24 protein-coding genes and 1 pseudogene are annotated in these 23,532 nt (G+C 72.5%); 12 read left to right on the top strand and 13 right to left on the bottom strand.

Annotation, left to right across the window (positions count from 1 at the left end):
- Positions 1 to 3 precede the first annotated feature (3 nt).
- Positions 4 to 1,347: an HD-GYP domain-containing protein gene (locus D0T12_RS36555; RefSeq protein ID WP_117400472.1), complete on the top strand. Its 1,344-nt coding sequence runs from the start codon at positions 4 to 6 to the stop codon at positions 1,345 to 1,347.
- Between the two features lie 23 nt (positions 1,348 to 1,370).
- Here D0T12_RS36555 and D0T12_RS15885 read toward each other — a convergent pair.
- The 6 genes and pseudogenes from D0T12_RS15885 to D0T12_RS15910 all read right to left on the bottom strand — a co-directional run.
- A pseudogene (locus tag D0T12_RS15885) lies at positions 1,371 to 3,092 on the bottom strand (cytochrome c oxidase assembly protein); the annotation flags it as partial.
- 122 nt (positions 3,093 to 3,214) lie between these two features.
- Positions 3,215 to 4,405, bottom strand: coding sequence for a cytochrome P450 (locus D0T12_RS15890; RefSeq protein WP_117400313.1), 1,191 nt, complete (start codon positions 4,403 to 4,405; stop codon positions 3,215 to 3,217).
- Positions 4,402 to 4,998 carry a GTP-binding protein gene (locus D0T12_RS15895; RefSeq protein ID WP_117400314.1) on the bottom strand — a complete coding sequence of 199 codons (597 nt, stop codon included), beginning with the start codon at positions 4,996 to 4,998 and terminating at the stop codon, positions 4,402 to 4,404. Before D0T12_RS15895 ends, D0T12_RS15890 begins: the two co-directional genes overlap by 4 nt.
- Entirely contained in the window at positions 4,976 to 5,335 is a 360-nt protein-coding gene (locus D0T12_RS15900; protein WP_117400315.1) for a DUF742 domain-containing protein, read from the bottom strand. Before D0T12_RS15900 ends, D0T12_RS15895 begins: the two co-directional genes overlap by 23 nt.
- The gene (locus D0T12_RS15905) at positions 5,332 to 5,820 is read right to left on the bottom strand and encodes a roadblock/LC7 domain-containing protein (protein ID WP_233526089.1); all 489 of its coding nucleotides are present in this window, start codon (positions 5,818 to 5,820) and stop codon (positions 5,332 to 5,334) included. Before D0T12_RS15905 ends, D0T12_RS15900 begins: the two co-directional genes overlap by 4 nt.
- Complete coding sequence (locus D0T12_RS15910) at positions 5,817 to 7,166, bottom strand: ATP-binding protein (RefSeq protein WP_199487471.1); 1,350 nt, start codon at positions 7,164 to 7,166, stop codon at positions 5,817 to 5,819. The genes D0T12_RS15905 and D0T12_RS15910 overlap by 4 nt, the downstream gene beginning before the upstream one ends.
- 287 nt (positions 7,167 to 7,453) lie before the next feature.
- Here D0T12_RS15910 and D0T12_RS15915 point away from each other — a divergent pair, with 287 nt between their 5' ends.
- Positions 7,454 to 8,395, top strand: a complete 942-nt coding sequence (locus D0T12_RS15915) for a helix-turn-helix domain-containing protein (RefSeq protein ID WP_233526090.1) — start codon at positions 7,454 to 7,456, stop codon at positions 8,393 to 8,395.
- A gap of 105 nt (positions 8,396 to 8,500) precedes the next feature.
- Positions 8,501 to 9,490, top strand: coding sequence for a LysR family transcriptional regulator (locus D0T12_RS15920; RefSeq protein ID WP_117400317.1), 990 nt, complete (start codon positions 8,501 to 8,503; stop codon positions 9,488 to 9,490).
- 67 nt (positions 9,491 to 9,557) lie between these two features.
- Here the strand turns inward: D0T12_RS15920 and D0T12_RS15925 are convergent, their stop codons facing one another.
- The 4 genes from D0T12_RS15925 to D0T12_RS15940 all read right to left on the bottom strand — a co-directional run bounded on the left by D0T12_RS15925 (position 9,558) and on the right by D0T12_RS15940 (position 13,042).
- The gene (locus D0T12_RS15925) at positions 9,558 to 10,355 is read right to left on the bottom strand and encodes a hypothetical protein (RefSeq protein ID WP_117400318.1); all 798 of its coding nucleotides are present in this window, start codon (positions 10,353 to 10,355) and stop codon (positions 9,558 to 9,560) included.
- Between the two features lies 1 nt (position 10,356).
- Positions 10,357 to 10,923, bottom strand: coding sequence for a papain-like cysteine protease family protein (locus tag D0T12_RS15930; protein ID WP_117400319.1), 567 nt, complete (start codon positions 10,921 to 10,923; stop codon positions 10,357 to 10,359).
- A gap of 260 nt (positions 10,924 to 11,183) precedes the next feature.
- Positions 11,184 to 12,389, bottom strand: a complete 1,206-nt coding sequence (locus D0T12_RS15935) for a sensor histidine kinase (protein ID WP_117400320.1) — start codon at positions 12,387 to 12,389, stop codon at positions 11,184 to 11,186.
- Positions 12,386 to 13,042, bottom strand: coding sequence for a response regulator transcription factor (locus tag D0T12_RS15940; RefSeq protein ID WP_117400321.1), 657 nt, complete (start codon positions 13,040 to 13,042; stop codon positions 12,386 to 12,388). The genes D0T12_RS15935 and D0T12_RS15940 overlap by 4 nt, the downstream gene beginning before the upstream one ends.
- 169 nt (positions 13,043 to 13,211) lie before the next feature.
- Between D0T12_RS15940 and D0T12_RS15945 the strand changes: the two genes are divergently transcribed.
- The 6 genes from D0T12_RS15945 (at position 13,212) to D0T12_RS15970 (ending at position 18,693) form a co-directional block, all read left to right on the top strand.
- Positions 13,212 to 13,742 (top strand): hypothetical protein, encoded by a 531-nt coding sequence (locus tag D0T12_RS15945; RefSeq protein ID WP_117400322.1) that lies wholly within the window; start codon positions 13,212 to 13,214, stop codon positions 13,740 to 13,742.
- Positions 13,739 to 14,827 (top strand): peptidoglycan-binding protein, encoded by a 1,089-nt coding sequence (locus tag D0T12_RS15950; RefSeq protein ID WP_233526091.1) that lies wholly within the window; start codon positions 13,739 to 13,741, stop codon positions 14,825 to 14,827. Before D0T12_RS15945 ends, D0T12_RS15950 begins: the two co-directional genes overlap by 4 nt.
- Positions 14,824 to 15,522 (top strand): ABC transporter ATP-binding protein, encoded by a 699-nt coding sequence (locus D0T12_RS15955; protein ID WP_117400324.1) that lies wholly within the window; start codon positions 14,824 to 14,826, stop codon positions 15,520 to 15,522. The genes D0T12_RS15950 and D0T12_RS15955 overlap by 4 nt, the downstream gene beginning before the upstream one ends.
- Positions 15,519 to 16,724, top strand: a complete 1,206-nt coding sequence (locus tag D0T12_RS15960) for an ABC transporter permease (RefSeq protein WP_233526092.1) — start codon at positions 15,519 to 15,521, stop codon at positions 16,722 to 16,724. Before D0T12_RS15955 ends, D0T12_RS15960 begins: the two co-directional genes overlap by 4 nt.
- Before the next feature lie 37 nt (positions 16,725 to 16,761).
- On the top strand, positions 16,762 to 17,337 hold the full coding sequence (locus tag D0T12_RS15965) for an antibiotic biosynthesis monooxygenase (protein ID WP_117400325.1): 576 nt from the start codon (positions 16,762 to 16,764) through the stop codon (positions 17,335 to 17,337).
- Between the two features lie 135 nt (positions 17,338 to 17,472).
- Entirely contained in the window at positions 17,473 to 18,693 is a 1,221-nt protein-coding gene (locus D0T12_RS15970) for a PP2C family protein-serine/threonine phosphatase (RefSeq protein WP_117400326.1), read from the top strand.
- A gap of 58 nt (positions 18,694 to 18,751) precedes the next feature.
- Here the strand turns inward: D0T12_RS15970 and D0T12_RS15975 are convergent, their stop codons facing one another.
- From D0T12_RS15975 to D0T12_RS15985, 3 genes are all read right to left on the bottom strand, one after another.
- The gene (locus D0T12_RS15975) at positions 18,752 to 20,098 is read right to left on the bottom strand and encodes a hypothetical protein (protein ID WP_117400327.1); all 1,347 of its coding nucleotides are present in this window, start codon (positions 20,096 to 20,098) and stop codon (positions 18,752 to 18,754) included.
- A complete protein-coding gene (locus tag D0T12_RS15980) occupies positions 20,098 to 20,343 on the bottom strand; it encodes a hypothetical protein (protein ID WP_117400328.1) in 246 nt (81 codons plus the stop codon). The genes D0T12_RS15975 and D0T12_RS15980 overlap by 1 nt, the downstream gene beginning before the upstream one ends.
- A 97-nt stretch (positions 20,344 to 20,440) precedes the next feature.
- Positions 20,441 to 20,683: a hypothetical protein gene (locus tag D0T12_RS15985; protein ID WP_117400329.1), complete on the bottom strand. Its 243-nt coding sequence runs from the start codon at positions 20,681 to 20,683 to the stop codon at positions 20,441 to 20,443.
- Positions 20,684 to 20,868: 185 nt separating this feature from the next.
- Between D0T12_RS15985 and D0T12_RS15990 the strand changes: the two genes are divergently transcribed.
- The 3 genes from D0T12_RS15990 to D0T12_RS16000 are packed head-to-tail and all read left to right on the top strand — an operon-like array spanning position 20,869 to position 23,461.
- Positions 20,869 to 21,837: a TIGR03557 family F420-dependent LLM class oxidoreductase gene (locus D0T12_RS15990; RefSeq protein WP_117400330.1), complete on the top strand. Its 969-nt coding sequence runs from the start codon at positions 20,869 to 20,871 to the stop codon at positions 21,835 to 21,837.
- 54 nt (positions 21,838 to 21,891) lie between these two features.
- Complete coding sequence (locus D0T12_RS15995) at positions 21,892 to 22,872, top strand: DUF5954 family protein (protein WP_117400331.1); 981 nt, start codon at positions 21,892 to 21,894, stop codon at positions 22,870 to 22,872.
- A 19-nt stretch (positions 22,873 to 22,891) separates the two neighbouring features.
- Positions 22,892 to 23,461 (top strand): hypothetical protein, encoded by a 570-nt coding sequence (locus D0T12_RS16000; protein WP_199487472.1) that lies wholly within the window; start codon positions 22,892 to 22,894, stop codon positions 23,459 to 23,461.
- Positions 23,462 to 23,532: the final 71 nt, after the last annotated feature.

Here is a 23,532-nt window from a genome sequence, read left to right on the forward strand (position 1 = left end):
CCCATGAGCGGTGAGAGCCAGGTCCGGGAGCGGGCCGTGTGGCAGCCGATCGACACCGGCCAGCTGTTGCTGATCGCCACCGTCGGGCTGTTCGTCGTCGTCGCGTTCGCGCAGGTCGCGGCCGCGGGCCTCCGCCAGCCCAACGTCGCGATCATCTTCGGGGTGCTGATCGCGCTCGGCGAGCTGTTCCGGATGGTCATGCCCGGCAACCGGGAGGTCGCGCCGATCGCCGGGGCCGGGGCACTGGGCTACGCGCTGCTGGTCGGCGTCGGCCCCGAGGGCGCCGCCAAGGACGCGCCGCTCGGCGTGGTCGCCGCCGAACACTCGGCGCTCCAGGTCGTCGCCGTCACCGCGGTCGGGATGCTGGTCGGCTCGCTGCCGCATGTCGCGGTCGGCCGGTGGCCGCGCCCCGACGCGATGGCGCGGCGGCTGTTCACCGTCGCGCTCGTGGCGCTGTGCTTCCGGCCCGTGCTGACGCTCGACCTGCCCTGGCAACTGCTGCTCGCCGTGATGAGCAGCGTCGTGATCGCCTCGTGCTTCACCGATGTGCTGATCGCCGCGGTGATCCGGGCGGAGGCCGTCCGGGTGCGGTTCGGCATCGCGCTGCGCGACGAGGTCGAGGCGAAGATGGCGCTGTGCGCGGCGACCAGCGCCACCGCCATGCTGATCGCCGTGGCGACCACCGCGATGGGCGAGGCCGCCCTGCTGATCTTCACGCTGCCGATTCTGGTGACGCAGTTCGCCTTCCGCCGGTACGCGGGGACCCGCGCCACCTATCTCCAGACCGTCCGGGCCCTGTCCCGCGTCACCGAGGTCGGCGGCTACGTCGAGGCGGGCCACTCGCGGCGCGTGTCGCGGCTCGCGGTCGCGATGGGCCGCGAACTCGGAATGACCGAGGAGGAACTGCTCGAACTGGAGTACGCGGCGCTCATGCACGACATCGGGCAGCTGTCCCTCGGCGACCCGATCCCCGGCGGCGCGACCGTGCTGGCGTCCCCGGCCGAGCAGCGCCGCATCGCCGAACTCGGCGCCGAGGTGATCAAACAGACCGGGGTGCTGGACCGGGTCGCGCACATCGTCCAGCTCTCGTCCCATCCGTACCGGACGGGCCGCGAGCCCGTCACCGATGACTCGTCCGGTGAGGCCGAGAGCAGGCCGCTGCCGCCGCCTCTCGCCGGGCGCATCATCAAGGTCGCGAACGCCTACGACGACCTGGTCGGCGACTCCGCCGACCGCGACCGCGGCGCCGCCGTGCTGGAGCGGCTGAGGCTGGACTCCGCCGCCGAGTACGACCCGACCGTCGTGGAGGCGCTCAGCCGCGTCGTGGACCGCCTGCCCCGCCAGTGACGCCGCGTGAGTGTGGCGGCGAGCGCCACGGCGACGGTGACGGTCGCGGTGACCGTCCAGAGGAGCAGCGCGCCGAGATGCTGGTCGTCGAGGGGTGACGCGCCCCAGCGGCGGCCGAGGTCCTCGTACCAGCCGCCGCGGACGGTCCCGTCCCGCGTCAGCGCCAGCCCGGCGGCCACGTGCAGCGGCAGGACGATCACCGGTAGCGGCGTCCCGGACGTCCCGTGGAAGTACGCCAGCCCGATGACGACGAAGCACACCAGCGCGAACGAGTGCAGGGCGTGGTTGGCGAGGGTCGCCCCGAACAGCGGCGACACGGGGAACGCGTAGAGGCTCAGCAGGAGCAGCGCGGACGCGGCGACCGGACGCGTCAGCACCCGGATCCCGCGGCTGCCCGCGACCGCCGCCAGCAGCTCCGGGCCCTCACCCCGGACGGCGCGCAGCGCCAGCCGCAGCGGCGCCCCGTACAGCAGCAGCGGCGGCGCCACCACCCCGACCAGGACGTGCTGGACGGCGTGCGCGCTGAACAGGACCATGCTGTACCGGGAGATCCCCCCGCATGTCGCCAGCAGCAGGACGAGCAGCCCGGCGGCCCAGGACGCGACGCGCCGCCACGGCCAGTCCCTCGCCCGCGCCACGCCGACCCCGTACAGGACGGCGCCCGTCACGATCAGCACGAGGAACAGCGGGTCGATCCACCGGTCGAACAGGAACGGGCCGGGGCCCGCCGGGCCGGGCAGCGGGAAGCCGAGGCGCAGCGCGACGACGTCGAGGGTGCCCGGCGGGTTCTCGGGCGGCGGCGTGCGGGCGAGTCCCGCCGCGAGCGCCACCGTCGCCGCCATGATGAGGATCTCCACCGCGCCGAGCCGGACGAAGGCCCGCGTCCCCGCTCCGTGCCCGAGCGCGGGGATCGTGACGCGGCGGTGCCACCGGCCGAGCGCGCCGAGGACGACGAGCGCCACGATCTTCGCCGTGACCAGCGCCCCGTACCGCGACCCGGGATGGAAACCGCCGAGCCGCACCCACGCGTTCACGGCGCCGCTCACCCCGACCACCGTGAACGACACCAGCGCCAGCCCGCTGTACCGCTCGACGACCCGTGGGAGCCTGCCGGGCACGTCCGGCGCGACGGTGACGAGGGCGACGAGCCCACCGATCCACAGCGCCGCCCCGACGACATGCGCGACCAGGCTGTAGACGGCGAGCGCGTGGTGGGACGCGTCCGCCGCGTGCCCGGTGAACAGCGGCGGCAGCAGCCCGGCGAGCGCGCCCGCCAGCAGGTACCCGGCGCGGTCCACGGCGCGCGGCAGGGCGGCCGCGACCGCCAGCGCGACCGCGACGGCGAGGACGAGCAGCAACGCCCGGCCCTGCGGCAGTTCGAGGAGGAACGTCCGCATCATGTCGGCGGTCACGCCGCCGACCCCGGTGCCGAACAGGTCGAGGACCGTGAACACGATCAACGCGAGCGTGCCCAGGGCCCAGGCCAGCGCGGTCAGCGACACGGCGCGCAGGCAGCGGCCCGCCGTGGGCGACGGCGGACGGACGAACACCGCCGCGACCAGCAGCCATCCGACGGTGAGCACCGCCGCGACGTTCACGCCGAGCCTCGCGACCGACAGCCCGACCTTCGTCACCGCCCCCGCCTGGGACAGTCCCGGCGCGGCCGTGTCGCTGAGCGCCCCGCCGAGCCGCACGACCAGCGCGAGGACGACCAGCGCGACCGCCGCGGCGCCGATCGCGAGCATCGGCCCGTCGGCCCCGTCAGCCGAGGGAGCCCGCCGCTCGCCGGTCGCCTCGCTCGTCGCCTCTGTCGCCACGCGTGAACGTACGCACCGACCCGCCCGGACGGTTCAACGGCCCCCGTTGTTCAGGGTGCGGGAGGAAACCGCACGGGGAGGGTCGCCAGTGCGCGGTGGAACGCGCCGGGCCGCCATTCCAGTTCGTCGACGGGGACGGCGAGTTCCATGTCGGGGAGCCGGTCGAGGAGCTTCTCGATGGCCACCGACGCGATCAACCGGGCGTGGTTCTTGGCGGGACAGGTGTGCGGCCCGCCCGCGAACGCGAGATGCGCCCGGTTGCCCGTCCGGTTCTCCGTCGACCGGGACGGGTCGGTGTTCGCGGCCGTGTAGCTGATGATGACGGGCTGGTGGGCGGGGAGCCGGTACCCGTGGAAGTTCACGTCCTGGCGGGGGAACGTCGGCCCGTAGTTGGAGATCGGCGGGTCGGTCCAGAGGATCTCGTCCAGCGCGTCCTCGACGGGCAGGCTGCCGCCGGACAGGTCGCCGAAGAACCGGTCGTCCGACAGCAGCAGCCGGACGCCGTTGGCGATGAGGGAGTTCGCCGGCTCGGTGCCGGAGGCGAGCAGCAGCCCGACCTGGTTCATCACCTCCTCCTCGTCGAGCCCGGCGGGATGCCGCAGCATCCAGGACGGCACGTCCGCGCCCGCCTTCTCGCGCTTCGACGCCACCAGCTCCGTGGCCGCCTCGATGAGCATGGCGAGCGACGCCCCGGGATCGACGCCCTCGATCATGCCGGTCATGCCGCGTTCGAGCCGGTCGGCGATGTCCCGGGGGCAGCCGAACAGCTCACCGAACACCAGGAGCGGCAGCGGCCGGGTGTACTGGGCGATGAGGTCGGCCTCGCCGTCGCCCGCGAACGCGTCGAGGAGCCCGTCCGCGGCCTCCTCCACGTACTGGCGCAGCGCCGCCGGGTGGACGCGGGCCAGGCTGTCCACGATCGCCGACCGGAACCTGGCGTGGACGGGCCCGTTGGTGAACAGCGCGTTCGGCCGGGCCGCCAGCATCGGCAGGACGGGGCAGTCGGGGCCGACCTCCGCCTCCCAGACCTCGCTGCACCGCGGGAACCGGTCCGGGTCGCGCAGGATCTCCAGGGCGGCGTCGTATCCGAGGACCAGCGTCGCCGGGACGCCCGGCGCCAGTTCGACGGGCGCGAGGTCGCCGTGGGCGCGCAGCCGCTCGTAGACCCGTTCGGGGGTGTCGGTGAACTCCGGTCCGTACAGCGGGGTCCGGGTCTGCTCCTGCTCGGTCGGGACGGTCACGTGCTCTCCGTGTCGAGGGTGAGGAGGTGGTCGACGAGTGAGATCAGCGCCTCGGTGGACGATCTGCGGTCGCGGGCGTCGCAGATCACCAGGGGAGTGGTGGGCGCGAGGTCCAGGGCCTCGCGGACCTCGTCCTCGGGGTAGGCGGGCGAGCCGTCGAAGTGGTTGACGGCCACCGCGTAGGTGAGGCCCTGCCGCTCCACCACGTCCATGATCGCGAACGACTGTTCCAGCCGGGCCGTGTCCACCAGGATCAGCGCGCCGAGCGCCCCGCGCGCCAGGTCCTCCCACAGCCGGGAGAACCGCTGCTGGCCCGGGGTGCCGAACAGGTACAGGACGATCTCGTCGGTCAGGGTGAGCCGGCCGAAGTCCATCGCGACCGTGGTGGTCGTCTTGTCCCGGATGCCGGCGAGGTCGTCGACGGACGCGCCCGCCCGCGTCATCCGCTCCTCGGTGCGCAGCGGCCGGATCTCCGACAGCGTCCCGACGAAGGTGGTCTTGCCGACGGCGAAATGACCCACGATGAGGATCTTGACGGCGGTGCGGACGGTGTCGCGCAGATGGAACGTCTCAGAGGCGAGCGCGGAGTCCATCGAGCACCTCCTGAAGAAGCCGGACCTTCGACGACCGGGCGGTCGCGGACGCGCCCGCGCGGGTGGTGAGATGCCCGCTGTCGACCAGGTCGGAGAGCAGGACCTTGGTGACGCCGACCGGCAGGCCGAGATGCCCGGCCACCTCCGCCACCGACAGCGCGCCGCCGAGGCACAACTCCACGATCCGGACCTTCTCCGGGGACAGCCCCGTGCGCGGCAGGTCGCCGGTCGCGAACACGAGGGTGACCACGTCGAAGACGTTGCGGGAGGGGTGGGCGCGCCCGCCGGTGACGACGTGCGGCCGCACCAGCGCCCGCTCGTTCCGGCGCGGCGTCATGCCGGACGGTCCGCGCCCGAACGGCCCCTGCTGCTTCGATCTGTGCTGTCTGTGCCGGTCCGGTCCGTGACGGGCCGCGGCGGGCTGGTCAACTCCTTGCCCAGCCGCTGCACCAGTTCCTGGAGCCGGAACGACACCGTCTCCATGTCCACGTGCTGGGTCGCCGACACCGCGAGGTAGGCGCCGGGACCCGCGGCGACGAGGAACACGTACCCGTCGTCGAACTCGTTCACGGTCTGCCGCCACGTCGTGCCGGCATCGCCGCAGAACTCGGCGGTGCTGCGGGCGAGCGACTGGAGTCCCGCCATGCCCGCCGCCTGCCGCTCCGCGTCGTCGCGGCCGATCCGCTCGGAGTGCGCCATGAGCAGGCCGTCGGCCGACAGCAGGATCGCGTACCTCGTCTCCGGCATCCGCAGTGCGTCGTCGAGCATCCAGCCGAGCCGGTTCGTGCCGTCGTCCATCGCGCCGTTCCACCCCTCGTTCATGGCCGTTCACCTTCCGTGGAAGGAGCGTCAGAGGGAGCGTCAAAAGGTGCGTCGTCAGCGGCGCCGCCGAGGTCGGGCGGCGTGGACGCGCGACCGGACCGCGTCCCGCGCTGCCAGGCGCCGAGACCCGCGGCGGTCTCCCGCGCCGGCCTGGGCGGGGGCCTCTCCCCGGCGTCCGGCGCGTCGGTTCCGGCCGGTGGCCTGGGCACCGCGGCCCGGGTCCGCTTGGGCAGGCCCCCCGCGGTGGCCGGCGTGTCCGGCGCGACCGGGGCGCCGCCCGGCTCGGGGCCCGCCGCCACGGCCGGGAGGGACGCGGGCACAGGTTCGGGACGCCGGGCCTCGGGGGCGGTGGTGAGCAGCGCGTTCGGGACGAACACCACGGCCCGCACACCGCCGTACGGTGAGCGGCTGTCGACCGACACGCGGAAGCCGTAGCGGGCGGCGAGGACGCCCGCCACCGCGAACCCGATCCGCGGCGGGTCGCCGAGCCGGTGGACGTCCACCGACACCTCCCCGGACAGCAGCTCCGACGCGCGTTGCAGCTCCTCGGCCTCCATCGCGACGCCCGCGTCGTCGATGATGATGGCGACACCGTTGTGCGCGGGCCGGAAGTTGACCTCGACGGTGGTGTCGGGCCGGGAGTGCCGCGCGGCGTTGTCGAGCAGCTCGGCCAGCGTCAGCACGATCGGTTCCACGGCCCGGCTCGTCACCGCGTTGCCGGCCGTCCCCTCCAGGTTGACGCGCAGGTAGTCGCGGATGCGGGAGGTCGCGCCGCGGACCACGTCGCTCAGCGCGGACGCCGAGCGCTGCTGTCCCGGCCACGACCCGCACAGCACCGCGGTGGCCTGGGCGCGGCGGCCGAGCTGCGCGTTCATGTGGTCGATGCGGAGCAGGCCCTCCAGGACGTCCGGGTCGTCGTGGCGTTCCTGCATGGTGGTGATGGCGAGCTGCTGCTCGTTCGCGAGGCTCTGCACGGCGCGCATCATCGCCCGCAGCGTCGCCTTCGCGGCCTGGTCGGAGCGCTGCCGGACGCCTTCGGCCGATCCGGCGAACAGCTCCAGCACCGTCCGCAGGGCCTTGTCGTAGGCGGGCGCCTCGCGGGCGAGGTCGTGCAGAGGCCCGGTGACGTCCGCGCCGGGGTTCGTCAGCGACTCCATGAGCTCGGGCAACCGGACGTCGGCCAGGTGCCGCAGCTCCTGTTCGCGCAGCTCGATACCGCGGGTCAGGGCCGCGTTCCGCGCACGCAGCACGGCGGAGGCCCGCTGCTCGCGGACCAGTTGGACCGTGGCGGCGATGCAGGCGCCGGCCACGACGACGAACGCCGTCGCCAGGAGGAAGGGCTCCATCACATCCTCGGTGCACACGAAGTTCGGCGGAGGCGGACCGGCGTTCGGCGGCCTCATGACCGGGTCGGGGTGGGGGTGGGTCGCGGGCGTGCGGATGCGCCGCGGTTTCGGCACCGTAAGACGGAAACGCGTGTGCGCGCTTGCGCGTGCGCGCAAAGATTTTGCGGCCGGACGCATCGCGTGATCATGCCGTGCCTGAGCCGGGTCCGTTCCCGGGGAAGCGGCCTGATAGATAGTTCTGGTCATATACGCTTTCTGGGCAGGTCGGATGGGTGGAGGAGCCTGCGGTGGACGACTTCCTCGGCGGGCTGGGCCGGCGCGGGGACACCGCCTACCGGCTCGTCCTGTACCGGTCGGACGGCGGCGACCACATCCGGACGCCCGACGCCGCGGACGGCGTATCCGGCCACGATCACGTCCCCGACCACGATCTTGACCATGACCCGGGCCGAGCCCCCGAGCGCGACCCCGACGGCGGCGCCTACCGGTTCCTGATGCCGGTCCACGGCGAGATGCTCATGTTCCGGGACGGCGCGGAGGCGCGCCTGCGGCCCGGCACCGGCGGGCTCGTCTCGCCGGCCGCGCCCGTCCGGGTCGTTCCGCACCGGCCCTCCCGTGCGTTCGTCCTGACGATCCCCGCGCACGAGGTGGACGGCCGGCTGCACGGCGTCGTCTCGCGCGCCGCGCCGCTCGCCGCCGACCTCGACCTGTCCACCGGGCTCGGCCGGGTCGTCGCCGACATGGTCCGGGCCGTCGGCGAGGAACGCGAGACCCTCACCGCGCGCCAGTTCGACGCCGCCTGCGACCGGATCACCGAGCTGCTGTGCATCGTCGTCGCCGACTTCGACGACCCGAACGGCGCCCGCCCCTCCGGGCCCGGTCACCTCGCCGAGGTCGAGGCGGTCGTGCGCCGCCATGTCCGCGAGCACGCCACCGACCCGGGGCTCACCGGCGCCGCGATGGCGCAGGACCTCGGCTGGTCGCTGCGCCAGATCCAGCTCGCGTTGCAGCGCGCCGGGACCACGCCGCGGGAACTGATCCGCGAAGAGCGGCTCCGGCTCGTCCGGGACCGGCTGCGCAACCCCCTCGACGGGGACGTCACGATCACCGACCTGGCGCACGCCACCGGGTTCTCCTCGGCGAGCGCGCTCAGTCACGCCTTCCGGCGCCGCTTCGGTGTCAGCCCCCGTGAACTGCGCCAACGGGACCGGCGGCGCGCCGCGCGGTGACACCGGATTCGGTTGGCACGGATTTCCATATTGCGGGGATCTATCCGGGGTTAACATTCGAGTGAGTTGAGTTATACGGGGCGAAGACGGTACAGGAGCGCGCTCGTGGACCTCGGACCCCACCATCTCAGAATGATCGAGGCGATCGCCGCGACGGGCAGCATCAGCAAGGCCGCGGCCCGGCTCGGCCTCACCCAACCGGCCGTCAGCACGATGCTGCGGCGCGTCGAGACCCATCTCGGCGTGCAACTGTTCGTCCGCTCGCCGGAGGGCGTCACGCCGACCCCGGTCGGCGCCGAGGTCGCCACCCGCGCACGCGCGGCCCTGGCCAGCATCGACGACCTCAACGCCGCCCTGGCGCACCGGATCCGCGACCCCTCCGCCATGCCGTTGCTGCGCGTCGGGGTGCAGGCGTGTCCGGCGCTGACCGGGCTCGGTGACCACCTCGGCGCGCTGTCACCGGCGTCGCGGTTGCACCTGCGGGTGGACCAGGGCGGCGGGCGGATCCCCGCGCTCCTGGCCTCCGGCGCGCTCGACGTCGGCCTGTTCCAGGAGCCGGTCGACCACGTCCCGCGTCCCCGCGACGCGTTGGAACGGCTCGTCGTCATCGAACGCGAACCGCTCCTCGTCGGCATGTCCTCGTCCAGCCCGCTGGCCGCGCGCCTCACCGTCGACCTCGCCGACCTCGCCGACGAGGACTGGCTCGACGACCCGCTCGACGACGGGCCGTGGCCCGCCTACGTCCGCGGCGTGTGCGCCGGGGCCGGGTTCCAGCCGCGGGTGCGGTACTGGTCGAGTGACTGGCAGATCTCCTCCTCACTGATCCGTTCGGGCCGCGCCATCGCCCTGTACCAGCCGACGGCCCGGGCCCGCGAGGGCATCGCGTTCCGTCGCATCACCGGCGACCCGATCAGCCAGCGCATCGTCCTGGTCTGGCGACCGGAGGCCGAGCAGGCGGCGCGGCGGCTCCGCGCCGTCTTCAGCGACATCTACCTGGAGCTCGTCCGGGCCCAGCCCGTCTACAGCGAATGGTGGGACGAGCATCCCGAGGCGCATCCCGCGGTCCCGGTCACCGCGGGACCGGTCGGAGCGTGACCGGTCGCCGCGGGCCGGGACGCGGGTTCCGGGAAGGGGGGCGGTTCCCGGAACCCGCACAGGGCGGCTAGTAGCTGCCCAGGCGGCGGCGCCGCGCCACGGCGACGCCGACGGCCGCGGAGAGCGCGCCGCCCGCGCCGAGTGCCAGCAGCACGGGCGCCGCGCCCCTGTCCGGAGCCCGGTCGCCGACACCGGTGGTCGGCGAGTAGCCGCCGAGCTGACCGGACCGCTGGTAGGCCGACCCCGGAAGCTTGTCGGCGTACCTGGTCTGGACGAGCTTCTGGTACGACCCGACCGTCATGCCCTTCCCGACCGACGTCTTGGCGGCGTCGTTCAGGCCGGTCACGCGGCCGTCCTTCACCCGGTACCAGGCGCGGATCTGCGGCTCGGTGAACACCTGGCCGCCGTCCGCCATCGCCGGGTACGCGGACTCGTCGTCACCGGAGATGATGTTCATGACCTCCCAGTTCTTGCCGGACTTGGTCAGCCACATCGTCGCCTCCTGCCCGGACGCGGACTCCGCGCCGACGGCGAGGTAGACGAAGTTGGCGACGGGCGCGTTCGGGGTGCCCTTCACGAACGCCGGGTTGAGGGAGTGGACGCGCTGGACGTCACCCTCCACCTGCGGCGCCTTGGCGGCGACGGCGGCCTGCGTGACGGCCTGGTTCGTCGTCTGACCCTTCTGGTGCTGGTCGAGGTGGACGAAGAACGTCCCGAGCCGCTGCTTGACGGCCGCGGACGAGGCGACCTTCGCGGCGGCGGCCTCGTCGGCCGACGGCGGTCCGGCGGCCATCGCCGCGTTGCCGCCCAGCAGGACGGTTCCGCCGATCAGAGCGGCAGCAGTGACCTTGGTGGTAGTGCGCATGTCAGGCTCCTACCTGGTACAGGGCCTGTCCCCAGCGGAACTGGCCGTTGCTGCGGTAGCTGCTGTGGCTCATCTCCGCGTACCTGGGGCTGGAGGGCCACGGGTCGCCGTAGGAGAGCGTCTGGCCGTTGTACCCGTAGATCACCTGGGCGTGGCCGCCGCCGGCCGTCCAGTAGATGCCGGTCTCGATCGGGCGCCTGCCGTCGATCTCGGTGACGACCTGCTGGTACGACAGCGGTCCGCTGACCGTGCCGGCGGACAGGCCGAGCTTGCGGAACGCCACCTGGTCCCATTCGAGGTACCCGGGCTGGTTCGGACACTGGCCGCTTGACCGGTTCCTCGCCATGTTGCAGAACTCGTTCTGGCTGACGTTGCCCTTACCGTGGAACTTGGCGATCGTCAGCCCGCTGGCGGCCCAGCACCATTGGTTCTGTTCCTGGACGAGCTGTTGGATCTGGAGTACACCTGCCGAGGCGACCCCGGTCGACGCGAAGGTGGTGATGGCCACCCCCGCGAGTCCGACCGCGAGCCGCCGGCGTGCCCGGGCGGGTCGGGTACGCGTTGTCATTGGCTTCCGCCTTTTCTCCCGGCGTGTCGTTCGGCCTCTCGCGCGGGTGGTGCGCGTGCGTGTCCGGGGGCTGAGGCGGTACCTGGCCGCCGGAGACGGGGAGCCGCCCACCGGGCGTTCCCTCCCGGTGCCGGGGAGTTCCGGGGTGGGATCCCCGCGCGAGAGGCAGAGGGAACGCGATTAAAGTCTCATCCGCCGCCGAATCCGGGTAATGCCAACAGGTCATAACGAGAACCTATGGCCCGGCGACGCAGGAACTTCTAGGGCGCGGCGGCTCGCGGCAGGGTCACGGTGACGTCCAGGCCACCGGTCCGGCGGGGCACGGCGGTGACGGTGCCGTCATGGGCGCGGACGATCGACCGGACGATGGACAACCCGAGACCCGCGCCCTTCGCTGTGACGACACGGTCGGCGTCCAGGCGCCGGAACGGTTCGAAAAGCGCGGGAATCTCATAGGGCGGAATCGCGGGGCCGGAGTTCGACACCTCCAGGACGGCGGAGTCGTGGCACGCCCTGCATGACACCTTGACCCAGCCGGACGGAACGTTGTGGCGCAATCCGTTCTCCAGAAGGTTCTGCACGACCTTTTCGAGAAGGAGGGCGTCACCTGTCGTTATGGCCTCGGCGGCGTCCGCCTCGACGGTGATGTCGCGTTCCCCGGCCTCCCGCGCGGCCTGGGACGTGACGTGCCCGACGATGTCGGCGAGGTCCACCGGCGCCCGGTCGGTGATCTCGTTCTCGGAACGCGCGAGCAGCAGCAGCCCGCCGATGAGACGCTCGTGCCGCGCGTTGATCTGCAACAGGGTCTCGCCGAGCCGCACCACGTCCGGGGACGCCGACGCGCGGTGCATCGCGACCTCGACCAGCGCGCGGCCGAGCGTGAGGGGCGTGCGCAGCTCGTGGGAGGCGTTGGCGACGAAGCGGCGCTGGCCGTCGAAGGACCGGTCGAGCCGTTCGACCATCGTGTCGAAGGCGTCGGCGAGCTCCCTGACCTCGTCGCGCGGCCCCCGCAGGGCGATCCGCTCGTGCAGGCCGCGGTCGGCGGCGGCCGAGCCGGCGATACGGCGGGCGGTCTCGGTGACGCGGTGCAGCGGGGTCAGGACGCGTCCGGCGATGAGCCAGCCGAAGCCCACCGCGGCGCCGCCGACCACGCCGAGCGCGATGGACCCCTGCGTGATCAGCGAGGTGACGGCCGCGTCGTTCAGCTCTTCGCGCTGCCTGCGCATCATCCGCTCCGCCTCGCCCATGAACGCGGGGTCGTCGCCCAGGATCCGCCGTTGCTGCGGCGTCGAGGGCGAGGTGGGTGACGTGGCGGGGGGATTGTTCACCTTCGCGATGACGTTCGTGCCCGACCGCGACAGTTGCTGGTCGAACAGGGCGTAGGTGGCGGCGAGGAGCACCACCCCGGCGACGAAGAACAGACCGCCGAAGGTGAGGGTCAGCCGGGCGCGCAGCGAGAGCCTCATGGAATCCGGTACCCCGCTCCCTTGACGGTCTCGACGACGGGCGGGTCGGCGAGCTTGCGCCGCAGTTTCAGGACGGTGAGGCGGACGGCCCCGGTGAACGGGTCGGCGTGCTCGTCCCACGCCTTCTCCAGCAGCCGCTCGGCGGAGACGACGGCGCCGTCCGCGCGCAGGAGCTCGGCGAGCACGGCGAACTCCTTCCTCGCGAGCGGGACGTAGCGCCCGTCCCTGAACACCTCGCGGCGCGCCGGGTCGAGGGTGATGCCCGCGCGGCGCAGCGTCGGCGGCGCGGCGGGACGGCACCGGCGGCCGAGCGCGTGGACGCGGGCCGCCAGCTCGGGGAACGCGAACGGCTTGGTGAGATAGTCGTCCGCGCCGAGCCCGAGACCGTCGACCCGGTCGGTGATCTCCGCGGCGGCGGTGAGCATCAGCACCCGCGCCGCGGTCTCGCCGGCCACGATCTCGCGGCAGACGTCGTCGCCGTGCACCAGCGGAAGGTCACGGTCGAGGACCACCACGTCGTAGTCGTTGACGCCGACGCGTTCCAGGGCGGCGGCCCCGTCGTAGGCGAGGTCGACGGCGTGCGCGTCGTCGCGCAGCCATTCGGCGATCGCGTCGGCGAGAAGCCGCTCGTCCTCCACCACCAGAATCCGCATCGTGCTCCCTCCCCAGGTGCGCCCCGTCGTGATGGTGTCGGATCGGCTGTTTCGTTTCCGTTAGCCCGCGGTCGCCCCGGCGGGAAACGGAGGGGAAACACACGGGCCTGTTGCATCGCTTCTCGTCCGGCCGGAGCCGTTCCGGCCGCGAAGGCGAGGAGTAGGACACATGCGACTTCGAATTCTCGCGGTGCTGCCCATCGCGCTGACCTTGGCGTTGACGGCCGGGTGCGGCGGTGACGACGGCGGTGAGGGCGTGGCGTCGGTGGAAGGCACGAAGAGCACCGGCACGAAGGGCGGCGGCGCGGCCGGTGGCGGCGCGAAGCTGAGCCGGGACGAGATGGGGGTGAAGTTCGCGCAGTGCATGCGCGAGAACGGCGTGCACATGGACGACCCGAAGCCCGGCGAACCCCTCCGGTTCATGATCAAGGACGTGCCGAAGGCGACCGTGGACAAGGCCATGGAGGCGTGCCGCCAGTACAACCCGCAGGCCAACGCCACCGGCGCGCCCGACCCGGCGCAGCAGGAGCGGGGCCGCAAGTTCGCCGAGTGCATGCGCCGCAACGGCGTCGAGAAGTTCCCCGACCCGAAGCCCGGCCAGCGCGGCATCATGATCGACAAGAACACGGTCGGGGACGACCCTGACCTGGAGTCGGCGCAGCGCGCGTGCCAGGACGTCCTCCAGGGCGGGCGGAAGTGACGGGCCGCCCCACCCGGCGGCGCGTCACCCGTTCCAGGGTCGCGCTCTGCGTCGCCGTGCTGGTCGCGGCCGGGGGAGTCACGTCCGTGGCGGCCTTCGCGGGCGGTGGCGACTCCGGCGGCGGGACGGCCACCGGCCTGCCGCCCGGCACCACGAAGGTCACGGCCCAGACCCTCAGGGACACCCGGACCGAGGACGGGCGGCTCGGCTACGGCCCGGCGCACACCGTGACGAGCCAGACGAAGGGCACCCTGACCAAGCTCCCCGACAGCGGAGACGAGATCACCCGGGGGCGCGAGCTGTACGAGGTGGACGGGGATCCGGTGGTGCTGATGTACGGGTCCAAGCCGGCGTACCGGCCGCTGCGGGTCGGCACGGAGGGCTCCGACGTGAAGCGGTTCGAGGCGAACCTCGCGGCGCTCGGCTACGACGGCTTCACCGTGGACGACGAGTACACCGGGAGCACCGCCGAGGCCGTCCAGCGATGGCAGGACGACATCGGCGTCGAGGAGACCGGGGTCGTGGAGCCCGGACGGGTCGCGTTCGCGTCCGGGCCGGTCCGGGTGGAGACCGTCCAGGCCAGTCCGGGCGAGCCGACGGCGCCCGGCAGGAAGGTCCTCGACCACACCGGCACCGCGAAGGCCGTCACCGTCGAACTGGACACCGCCGACCAGCGGCTGGCGAAGAAGGGCGCCGCGGTCGAGGTGACGCTCCCCGAGAACGAGACCGTGACCGCCGAGATCGACGAGGTCACCACGGTGATCGAGCCGGGCCAGCAGGGCGAGGACCCGGCGACGAAGGTCGAGGTCACCATCTGGCTCGACTCGGGTAAGGCGAAGAAGGCCGCCGCCAAGTACGCGCTCGCCTCCGTCGACGTGACGTTCACCGCCGGAACACGCGAGAACGTGCTGACCGTGCCGGTGTCCGCGCTCGTGGCGCTGCGGGAGGGCGGCTTCGGCGTCGAGGTCGTGCGCGGCGCCACGTCGTCCTACGTTCCGGTCGACACGGGCCTGTTCGCGGACGGGAAGGTCGAGATCTCCGGGCAGGGCGTCGCGGCGGGCACCGTCGTGGGGGTCCCGAAATGATCACACTGCGGGAGGTGACGAAGGAGTACTCCGGTGGCGTCCACGCGCTCGCCGGGGTGTCCCTGCACATCGGCGCGGGCGAACAGGTGGCGATCGTCGGGCCGTCCGGCTCGGGCAAGTCGACGATGTTGAACATCCTCGGCACGCTGGACCGGCCGACCTCGGGCACCGTCCACATCGACGGGCACGACGTGGGACGGCTGGCGGACGCCGAGCTGTCGGCACTGCGGGCGAGCCGCATCGGCTTCGTGTTCCAGCATTTCCATCTGGCGGCCGGCACACCGGCGCTCGACAACGTCGCGGACGGGCTCCTCTACTCGGGGCTCCGCCCGGCGGTGCGGCGACGCAGGGCCGTCGAGGCGCTGGAACGGGTCGGTCTCGGCCACCGGCTGCGTCACGAGCCGCACGAGCTGTCCGGCGGCGAGCGGCAGCGCGTCGCGATCGCGCGGGCGGTCGCGGGCGAACCGCCGCTGCTGCTCGCGGACGAGCCGACCGGCGCGCTCGACTCGGCGTCCGGGGACGGGGTGATGGAGCTGCTGCGCGACCTGCACGCCGCCGGCACCACCGTGGTGATCATCACGCATGACCGGGAGATCGCGGCGGGACTGGCCCGGCAGGTCAGGATGCGCGATGGCCGCGTTGTCGAGGACACCGCGGACAGCGCGGACACGGCGCTCACCGGGGCGACGCCGTGACCGCCGGGGCGCTGCGACCGGCGCGGATGTGGCCCGGCGACGTCGTCCGGGTCGGCGCGGTGGGGCTGCGGACCCGTCCGATGCGCGCGTTCCTGTCGGCGCTCGGCATCGCCATCGGGATCGCGGCGATGGTCGCCGTCGTCGGTGTCTCGTCGTCGTCGCGCGCCGACCTCGACCGGGCCCTCGCCGCCCTCGGCACGAACGTGCTGACCGTGTCGCCCGGCAACACCCTGACCGGCGAGGAGGCGCAGCTCCCCGTCGAGTCGGAGGCGATGGTCGCGCGGATCGCGCCGGTGCGGGAGGTGTCGGCCATCGCCCTGCTGGACGACGCGAAGGTCTACCGGAACAGCAAGATGCCCGAGACGGAGACCAAGGGCATCGCGACGTACGCCGCCCGCACCGACCTGCGCGAGGCGACGGGGGCGCGGCTGCGCGGCGGCGCCTGGCTGAACGCCGCGACCGGCTCCTACCCGGCGACGGTGCTCGGCGCGACCGCCGCGGAGCGTCTCGGGATCGGCCGTGCGGGGCCGGACGTCCAGGTCCTCGTCGGCGGCCACCGGTTCACGGTCATCGGCATCCTCGACCGGGCGCCGCTCGCCCCCGAGCTGGACTCCGCCGCCCTGGTCGGCTGGACGGCGGCGCAGGCGCGGCTCGGCTTCGACGGACATCCGACGACGATCTACACCCGGTCGCGGGACGCGAGCGTCGAGGACGTGCGGAGCGTCCTCGGCGCGACCGCGAACCCGGAGGCGCCGAACGAGGTGGAGGTGTCCCGGCCGTCCGACGCGCTGGCCGCGCGGAAGGCGGCGGGCGAGGCGTTCACCGGGCTGCTGCTCGGGCTCGGCGCGGTCGCGTTGCTCGTCGGCGGTGTCGGGGTGGCCAACACCATGGTGATCTCGGTATTGGAGCGGCGCTCGGAGATCGGGCTGCGCCGTTCGCTCGGCGCGACCCGGGGGCAGGTCCGCACGCAGTTCCTGGCCGAGTCGCTGTTGCTGTCGGCGCTCGGCGGCGTCGGCGGCGCGCTCCTCGGCGCGGTGGTGACGTCCGGCTACGGCCTCTACCAGGGGTGGCCGATCGTCGTCCCGGCGTGGGCGGTGCTGGGCGGTGTCGCGGCGACCCTGGTCATCGGCGCGATGGCCGGGCTCTATCCCGCGATCCGCGCGTCGCGCCTGAGCCCCACGGAGGCGCTCGCGGCACCCTAGTGCGCATGGACACGGCGGAACCGGTCAGAGTCGGAACATGCAGGATGAAGACGGAGAAACCGTAACAACGGTGCTCACCTGGGATGTCAAACCCGGTCGGGAACGCGACTTCGAGGAGTGGGCCGTGGGCCTGCACCGGGCCGCGACCAGCTACCCGGGGCACCAGGGCGCGACCTGGCTGCGCGCCGAGGGCTCCCGCCACCGGTACTACACCGTGGTCAACTTCGCCGACCGGGAGCGGCTCGACGCGTGGCTGGGGTCCGCGGAACGCGCCGCGTGGATCGACCGGGTACGCGGGATCGCGAGAGAACATCACCGCGACACGACCGGCCTGGAGACCTGGTTCAGCCTGCCCGGCGAGTCGGTTCCGCCGCCGTCCGACCTCAAGATGATCGCCGTCACCTTCTGCGCCGTCTACCCGCTGAGCCTTCTCCTCCAGGCGTTCGTCACCCCGTCGACGACGTCGTGGCCGTTGCCGCTGAAGGCCCTGGTCTTCCCCGTCATCGTGATCCCCCTGCTCACCCTGCTTGTCATGCCCGCGCTGAGCAGGCTGTTCAGGCGCTGGCTCTACCCGATGAAACGGACGCACCGTCCGGCGAAGCCCGGCCGCTGACCGGCACCGTCCGCGGACCCCGCCGCACGCGGGAGCGAAACCGGACGTGGCGCCGAAAAATTAGGCGCGGCCAAGGCGGGTAGGTCCCTCGGAACTGCACCTCGGCGGGGAGCGGACGATGCGGGACGGCGACCGATGCTGAGAGAACTCGTGGCGGCCAGCCACCTGATGTCCATGGAACAGTTGCCGGGCACGATGGCCCGGCACGCCGCGCACGCGGGCCTCCACAACGCGGTCATCTACGTGGCGGACCTACAGCAGACGGTGCTGCGGCTGCTGACCGGGAAGGGGCGGGACGCCGCGCGGGACCCCGGCCCGGAGATTCCCGAGCTCGTGATCGACAGGACCATCGCCGGGCGGGCGTTCCAGACCATGGAACCGGTGGTCGGGCAGGTGTTCGACGACGGGACCTGCCACTACTGGCTCCCGATCCTCGACGGAACCGAACGGATCGGGGTGCTCAGGGTCACCATCCGCCGGGACGACGCGAAGGCCAAGGACGACGCCGAGTACCTGGCCGGGATGGTCGCGCTGCTGATCGTCAGCAAGGGGCCGTACAGCGACTCGTTCTCCCGGCTGGTGCGGACCAGGGACATGACGGTGTCGGCGGAGATGCAGTGGCGGCTGCTGCCGCCCATGACCTTCGCCAACGACCAGGTGGTGATCGGCGCCGCGCTGGAGCCGGCGTACATGCTCGGCGGCGACACCTTCGACTACGCGCTGGCCGACGACACCGTCCACCTCGCGATCTTCGACGCGATGGGGCACGACACCACCGCCGGGCTGACGTCCAATCTCGCCGTCGCGGCCTGCCGCAACAACCGGCTCCAGGACGCGGGCCTCGTCGGGACGGGCCAGGCGATCGAGGAGACTCTCGTCGAGCAGGACCGGGACGGACGTTTCGTCACGGCCGTCCTGATGGAACTCGACCTCCAGTCGGGCCTGCTGTCGTGGATCACGCACGGCCACCCCGCGCCGGTGATCATCCGGAAGGGCCGATGGGTGAGCACGCTGGAGTGCCGTCCCGGCACGCCGCTCGGCACGGGCCTCGGCGTCGTCCCGCAGCTGTGCACCGAGCAGCTCGAACCGGGCGACCGCATCCTGCTCTACAGCGACGGCATCGTCGAGGCCCGTGACCCGCGCAAACAGGAGTTCGGCCTCCAACGGTTCGTCGACTTCATCATCCGCAGCAACGCCGCGGGGATGGCCGTGCCGGAGACGCTGCGGCGCCTCATCCGCAGCATCCTCGAACACCACGACGGGCGCCTCGACGACGACGCGACCGTCCTGCTCCTCGAATGGCACGGGCCGCCGTCAGTGCCCAAGGACGTCCTGGCCTCGGTGCGGCAGACCTGACGCCGCGCGCCGGGCACCCCGGCGGGATCCCGGCGCGCGGCGGCTCCCAACGGCGGTGTCAGGCGTGCGGCATCGGCTCCGGCGCGGAGCCCCGCACGTACCGGACGGCCCACCGCACCAGCCCGCTGCACACCCCGTAGAGGATCAGCGCCACACCGGCCAGCGGCAGCACCAGCAGGACGATCTGCAGTCCCGAGGTGACCAGATCGAGCACCCCGGCTCCTTGCGTGGCCTCGGTCGCGAGCCGCCGCATCATCCACCAGTCCTTGGCGACGAGGTGCGGGATCTGGCTGATGATGAGTCCGAGCTGGAACAGCAGGACCGGGATCACGGTCAACACCCACACCGTGACGAAGATCTGCGGCCAGCGCTTGAGGTCGTCGAGGCGCGCGTCGGCGGGACGCCGCAGCAGCGTCCGGCGCAGGATGGGCCCGATGTACTTGAACAGGTCGGGGATGCCGATCAGGTCCGACATGATGTAGTACCCGTCGAACCGCAGCGTCGGCAGAAGCTGCTGGACCATCTCCAGGTTGACGTACAGGACGGCGACGAGCAGCGGCTCGAAGCCGGTCTGCAGGTACGCCACCGTCAACCCCACGACGAAGATCGCGTTGAAGTAGACGCCCGCGAGGTCGGCGCGCAGCCGCCCGCCGCGGCCGAGCCGGTACGACTCGCTGATGTCGGTGTAGAACGCGGGCCACACGAGATAGATGCCGCAGCCCATGACGCCGGGCCGGACCCCGCCGTACCGGCAGGCCGCGGCGTGCCCGACCTCGTGGAACGCCACCGACGCGATCCCGAGGCCCAGCACGAGCAGGATGCTCACCGGGTTGAGGATCAGGGCCGAGAGAGCGCTCACCACCGACCGGCTGGTGAGCACCCACACCTCGGCGGTCACGAACGAGGCGAGCATCAGCGCCAGCACCACGGGCCGGAACAGCCAGGAGAACATCCCGCCGACGAACGAGCTGAACGACGCGGGGAAGACCGCGACCTTCCACCGCAACGCCAGGAACGGGTCGTTCTTGGTGACCGGCGGCGGTGTCCCGTCGCTGTAGGTGGTGACGCCGAGCGGGGCGAGTTTCTGGTCGGTGAGGTAGACGATCTGTTCGGCGGTCAGCCGCGCCCCGGCCTGCGCGCTGACCGTGTCGGCCACCTGGTCCAGGGCCCGCCCGATGTCGGCGTCCGCGAGGTCGCGGTGCTCGTGCAGGGCCTTGGCGACGAGGAACAGCAGCGGTGGCAGCCGGACGAGCCGGCCGGAGGGCAGCCGGACGAGTTGCGGCGGCTCCCGGTAGCCCGAGTTCTTGAACTCGCCGACGAACTCCGCGCCGTCGACGAGCGTGGGCAGCGTGAGAGCCGTGGGAGGCTCCGCGCCACCCACGGCCGGTGTCGCGGGCGTGCCCATCAGTCCTTCGTCACCACGGTGGCCGGCATGCAGGTCATCGAGGAGTAGGCGGGCTGGGCGAACAGGCCGGTGCCGAGCAGGCCCGTGGTGCCGGCCGAGTAGCTGGCCGAACAGGCGTAGGCGACCACGGTGGTGCCGTGGCCGTCGCCGCGGAGGGCGGACATCGCCAGGCGCGGTGGCAGCACCTCGGCGTCGAGCCGGTCGAGATCGGCGTAGGTGATGTTCTGAGGGTTCTTGGGGCTCATGTGACCACTTTCTCTGTGCGGGAACAGGGAGGAAGGGCTGGCGGGAATACGCCAGCCCTTCCCGTGCGGGCCGTGGCCCGCTACGTCAGACCTGAGGTCAGCCGTTGATCGCGGTGTTGGTCGTGGTGCAGATCTGCGAGTTGCCCGCAGGAGCCGTGGTGAACAGGCTGAGGAGGCCCATCTGCGGCTGGTTGTTGTTGCTGGAGCAGGAGCTGGAGACGACGGTGTCGCCGCCGCCGCCCCCGTGGCCGCCACCCGCGAGGAGGGTGGACAGCACCGCGCGCTCCGGCAGAACCTCGCCGGCCAGCTTGTCCAGTTCGCTGTAGCTGAAAGACTTCATGTGGTTCTCGTCTCCCTTGTCACGCCCGGAATCCCTCGGTGGGTACCGGATGTCTCTGCCCCCGCACCAGATCGGAGCGGGGTAGCTCTACGTATATCAGATGTGACAGACAGTGGCCAAGAAGGGGGTGGCCTGCGGCGGAGCCGAGCCGTGAATCGCCGTGCGGACGGGGTAGGCGAGCCGGCATGGAATTCGGATACACGCTGCTGTGCGAGCAGACACCGCCCAAGCAACTCGTCGCCGACCTCGTCGAGGCGGAGGAGGCCGGGTTCGAGTACTCGGTCATCTCCGACCACTACTTCCCGTGGCTGGAGGACCAGGGCCACTCCGCCTACGCCTGGTCGGTGCTCGGCGCGCTGGCGCAGGCCACCCACCGCATCCCGCTGATGACGTTCGTGACCTGCCCCATCATGCGGTACCACCCCGCCGTGGTGGCGCAGAAGGCCGCCACGATGGGCGTCCTGTCGGACGGACGGTTCACCCTCGGCCTCGGCTCGGGCGAGAACCTCAACGAGCACGTCGTCGGCCGCGGCTGGCCCTCGGTGGACGTCCGCCACGAGATGTTCGAGGAGGCCGTCGAGATCATCAGGGCCCTGTTCGGCGGCGAGTACGTCAACTACCGGGGCCGCCACTTCACCGTCGACTCCGCGAAGCTGTACGACCTGCCGGACCAGCCCGTCCGGATCGGGATGGCCGCCTACGGCCCACGCGCCGGACGGCTCGCGGCCCGGCACGCCGACCTGCTGATCTCCGACCAGCCCGTCAGGGACGTCGTGGACCTCTTCCACGGCGAGGGCGGCGCGGGCAGGCCCGTCTACGGGCAGATCCCCGTCGCGTACGGCGACGACCACGAGGAGTGCGTGCGCCGCGCGCACCGCTACTGGAAGTTCTCGGCGCCCGGCTGGAAGGTGATGGCCGAGCTGCCCGGCCCGGGGAACTTCGAGGCCGCGACGGAGACCGTCCGTCCGGAGGACGTCGCCGCGTCCGTGCCGTGCGGGAACGACGTGGACGACTATCTGCGGGCCGTCCAGCAGTGGGCGGACGCGGGATTCACCCACATCGCGTTCTGCCAATCCGGCCCCGACCACCAGAAAGACTTCCGAACCTGGGCGGAGGCCGACCTCCTTCCCGCCCTCCGCGAACGCTTCGGCTGAATCCGGTTCGGAGATTTGCGAGCGCCGGAGTCCCGCGCCTGTGACGATGGACGTATGACCGGAAGCGATGGCGCGGCACTCGCCGGCGATCTGCCGCACTGCCTGTCGGGCGCGGCGACGTCGGCGCGGCGCGCGGAGGCACGGGCGCGGCGAACCCATCCGCTCGTGCTCTGGTACGGCCCGACGTACGGGGTGATGGAACGCGTCGCCGACGGCTGGATGATGTCCGGGATGGAGCGGATGACGCCGCAGGACGCCCGTGACTCCCTCGCCTGGTGGTTCCGGAACATGGCCCGGAACCCCGGGACGCCCGAGGCGCACCGCCCGCGGTACCGGGAGGGCGCGGCGTTCCTCGAACGCGGCCGCCCCGACGAGCTCACCGTCGCCGGGCGCGTGTTCCGCGTCGTCCGCGCCGACCGGTTCTGCCGCTTCGGCGTGGACGGACCCGAAACGCCGCGGCCCACCGACCCCGACGACCTGCCCGAGCCGCGCACCCGCCGCGACGCCCGCCGGTTCGACCACGGGCTGCTGCCGCCCGCGTACGCGCCCGGGTCGCCGGAGCTGCTCGGCGAGCGGTGGGAGACGGTCCCCGACGGGCCGCTCGTGCCGCCCGAGGTGACCCGCGACGCCCGCCGGGCGCTCAGCACCCACCCGGGCATCGCCCGGCTCGCCGTCCGGTTCGCCGCCGCCGAGCGGGAGAACGGGACGTGGCCGCCGCACGGCCCGTTCCTGCACAGCCCCGCGTCCGTCCGCGACCATCTGGCCACCTATTTCGACACGATCGTGCCGATGATGCTGCCGTCGTCCCCGGACGTGCTCGCCGAGTACCGGGGCGCCGCCGACCTGCTCCGCGACGGGACGCGACGCACCGAGCTGACCGTCCTCGGACGTCGTTTCCGCATCATCCGCGTCGAGTACGTCGTCCGTGTCGGGCCGGACGGGCCGGAGCGTCCCCGCCCGTCCGACTACGACCCCGAGGAGCCCCTCACCGGCGAGCCCGAGGGCGCGCACGACCTCATCGACGACGACTGGTGAGTCGGCGGGTGAGGGGCGGGTGAGAGGTTTCGCGCGGCGCGAGTTCCAGCTCGTCCTGCTCCGCCGGATGGCCGACTACCAGCCGGGTCTCGTGGAGAGCGCGATGCGCGAGCTGGGCGCGTCCCGTACGGAGATGCGGGAGGTCAACGCCCGGTGGCAGCGCGTCGTCCGGTCCCGGACGTTCCCACCCGGGCGGCGCCGCTACGAGACCGTCCTCGGCCCGCCCGCCGCCGTCGAGCGGCGCCCGGTCGGCCCGTCGGTGACGTGCGAGGTCGCGTGGTGGCCGCCGTTTCCGCTGTGGCCGGGCCTGCGCTTCGAGATCATGGTGGGGCTGGACGGCTCGGTCGCGCACGAGTGGCTCGTCCGCGACGACGGCGTCCCCGTCCCGCGCCTGGACACGGTCGCCGACATCACGCCCTGGTCCTGCGTCGTCGGCGACGTCGACACGCGCTTCGGATCGGTCGCCCACCAGGACGGCGAGGCCCCGAGCCGCTGGCACACCACGTTCCGCGCCTCCGACGGCGCCTCCGAGTCCACCTACGTGGCGCATTTCGTGTGGGGCCTGGTCCAGACGGTCGAGTCCGTCTAACGGGCCGCGCCGCGGCCTCCTCCTCCGGAAAACCCTTCGCGCCCGCACGCCCCGCGCGGTTACGGTGCGGA

Source organism: Actinomadura spongiicola (genome assembly GCF_003432485.1).
Taxonomy (GTDB): domain Bacteria; phylum Actinomycetota; class Actinomycetes; order Streptosporangiales; family Streptosporangiaceae; genus Spirillospora; species Spirillospora spongiicola.

Coding starts and splice junctions, on each gene's coding strand:
- D0T12_RS15975 (WP_117400327.1), bottom strand. CDS start 20,098: ATGGGCACGCCCGCGACACCGGCCGTGGGTGGCGCGGAGCCTCCCACG.
- D0T12_RS15900 (WP_117400315.1), bottom strand. CDS start 5,335: ATGACGCCGCGCCGGAACGAGCGGGCGCTGGTGCGGCCGCACGTCGTC.
- D0T12_RS36555 (WP_117400472.1), top strand. CDS start 4: ATGAGCGGTGAGAGCCAGGTCCGGGAGCGGGCCGTGTGGCAGCCGATC.
- D0T12_RS15910 (WP_199487471.1), bottom strand. CDS start 7,166: ATGGAGCCCTTCCTCCTGGCGACGGCGTTCGTCGTCGTGGCCGGCGCC.
- D0T12_RS15895 (WP_117400314.1), bottom strand. CDS start 4,998: ATGGACTCCGCGCTCGCCTCTGAGACGTTCCATCTGCGCGACACCGTC.
- D0T12_RS15930 (WP_117400319.1), bottom strand. CDS start 10,923: ATGACAACGCGTACCCGACCCGCCCGGGCACGCCGGCGGCTCGCGGTC.
- D0T12_RS15970 (WP_117400326.1), top strand. CDS start 17,473: ATGCTGAGAGAACTCGTGGCGGCCAGCCACCTGATGTCCATGGAACAG.
- D0T12_RS15995 (WP_117400331.1), top strand. CDS start 21,892: ATGACCGGAAGCGATGGCGCGGCACTCGCCGGCGATCTGCCGCACTGC.
- D0T12_RS15980 (WP_117400328.1), bottom strand. CDS start 20,343: ATGAGCCCCAAGAACCCTCAGAACATCACCTACGCCGATCTCGACCGG.
- D0T12_RS15935 (WP_117400320.1), bottom strand. CDS start 12,389: ATGAGGCTCTCGCTGCGCGCCCGGCTGACCCTCACCTTCGGCGGTCTG.
- D0T12_RS15965 (WP_117400325.1), top strand. CDS start 16,762: ATGCAGGATGAAGACGGAGAAACCGTAACAACGGTGCTCACCTGGGAT.
- D0T12_RS15940 (WP_117400321.1), bottom strand. CDS start 13,042: ATGCGGATTCTGGTGGTGGAGGACGAGCGGCTTCTCGCCGACGCGATC.
- D0T12_RS15955 (WP_117400324.1), top strand. CDS start 14,824: ATGATCACACTGCGGGAGGTGACGAAGGAGTACTCCGGTGGCGTCCAC.
- D0T12_RS15905 (WP_233526089.1), bottom strand. CDS start 5,820: ATGAACGAGGGGTGGAACGGCGCGATGGACGACGGCACGAACCGGCTC.
- D0T12_RS15925 (WP_117400318.1), bottom strand. CDS start 10,355: ATGCGCACTACCACCAAGGTCACTGCTGCCGCTCTGATCGGCGGAACC.
- D0T12_RS15990 (WP_117400330.1), top strand. CDS start 20,869: ATGGAATTCGGATACACGCTGCTGTGCGAGCAGACACCGCCCAAGCAA.
- D0T12_RS15945 (WP_117400322.1), top strand. CDS start 13,212: ATGCGACTTCGAATTCTCGCGGTGCTGCCCATCGCGCTGACCTTGGCG.
- D0T12_RS15985 (WP_117400329.1), bottom strand. CDS start 20,683: ATGAAGTCTTTCAGCTACAGCGAACTGGACAAGCTGGCCGGCGAGGTT.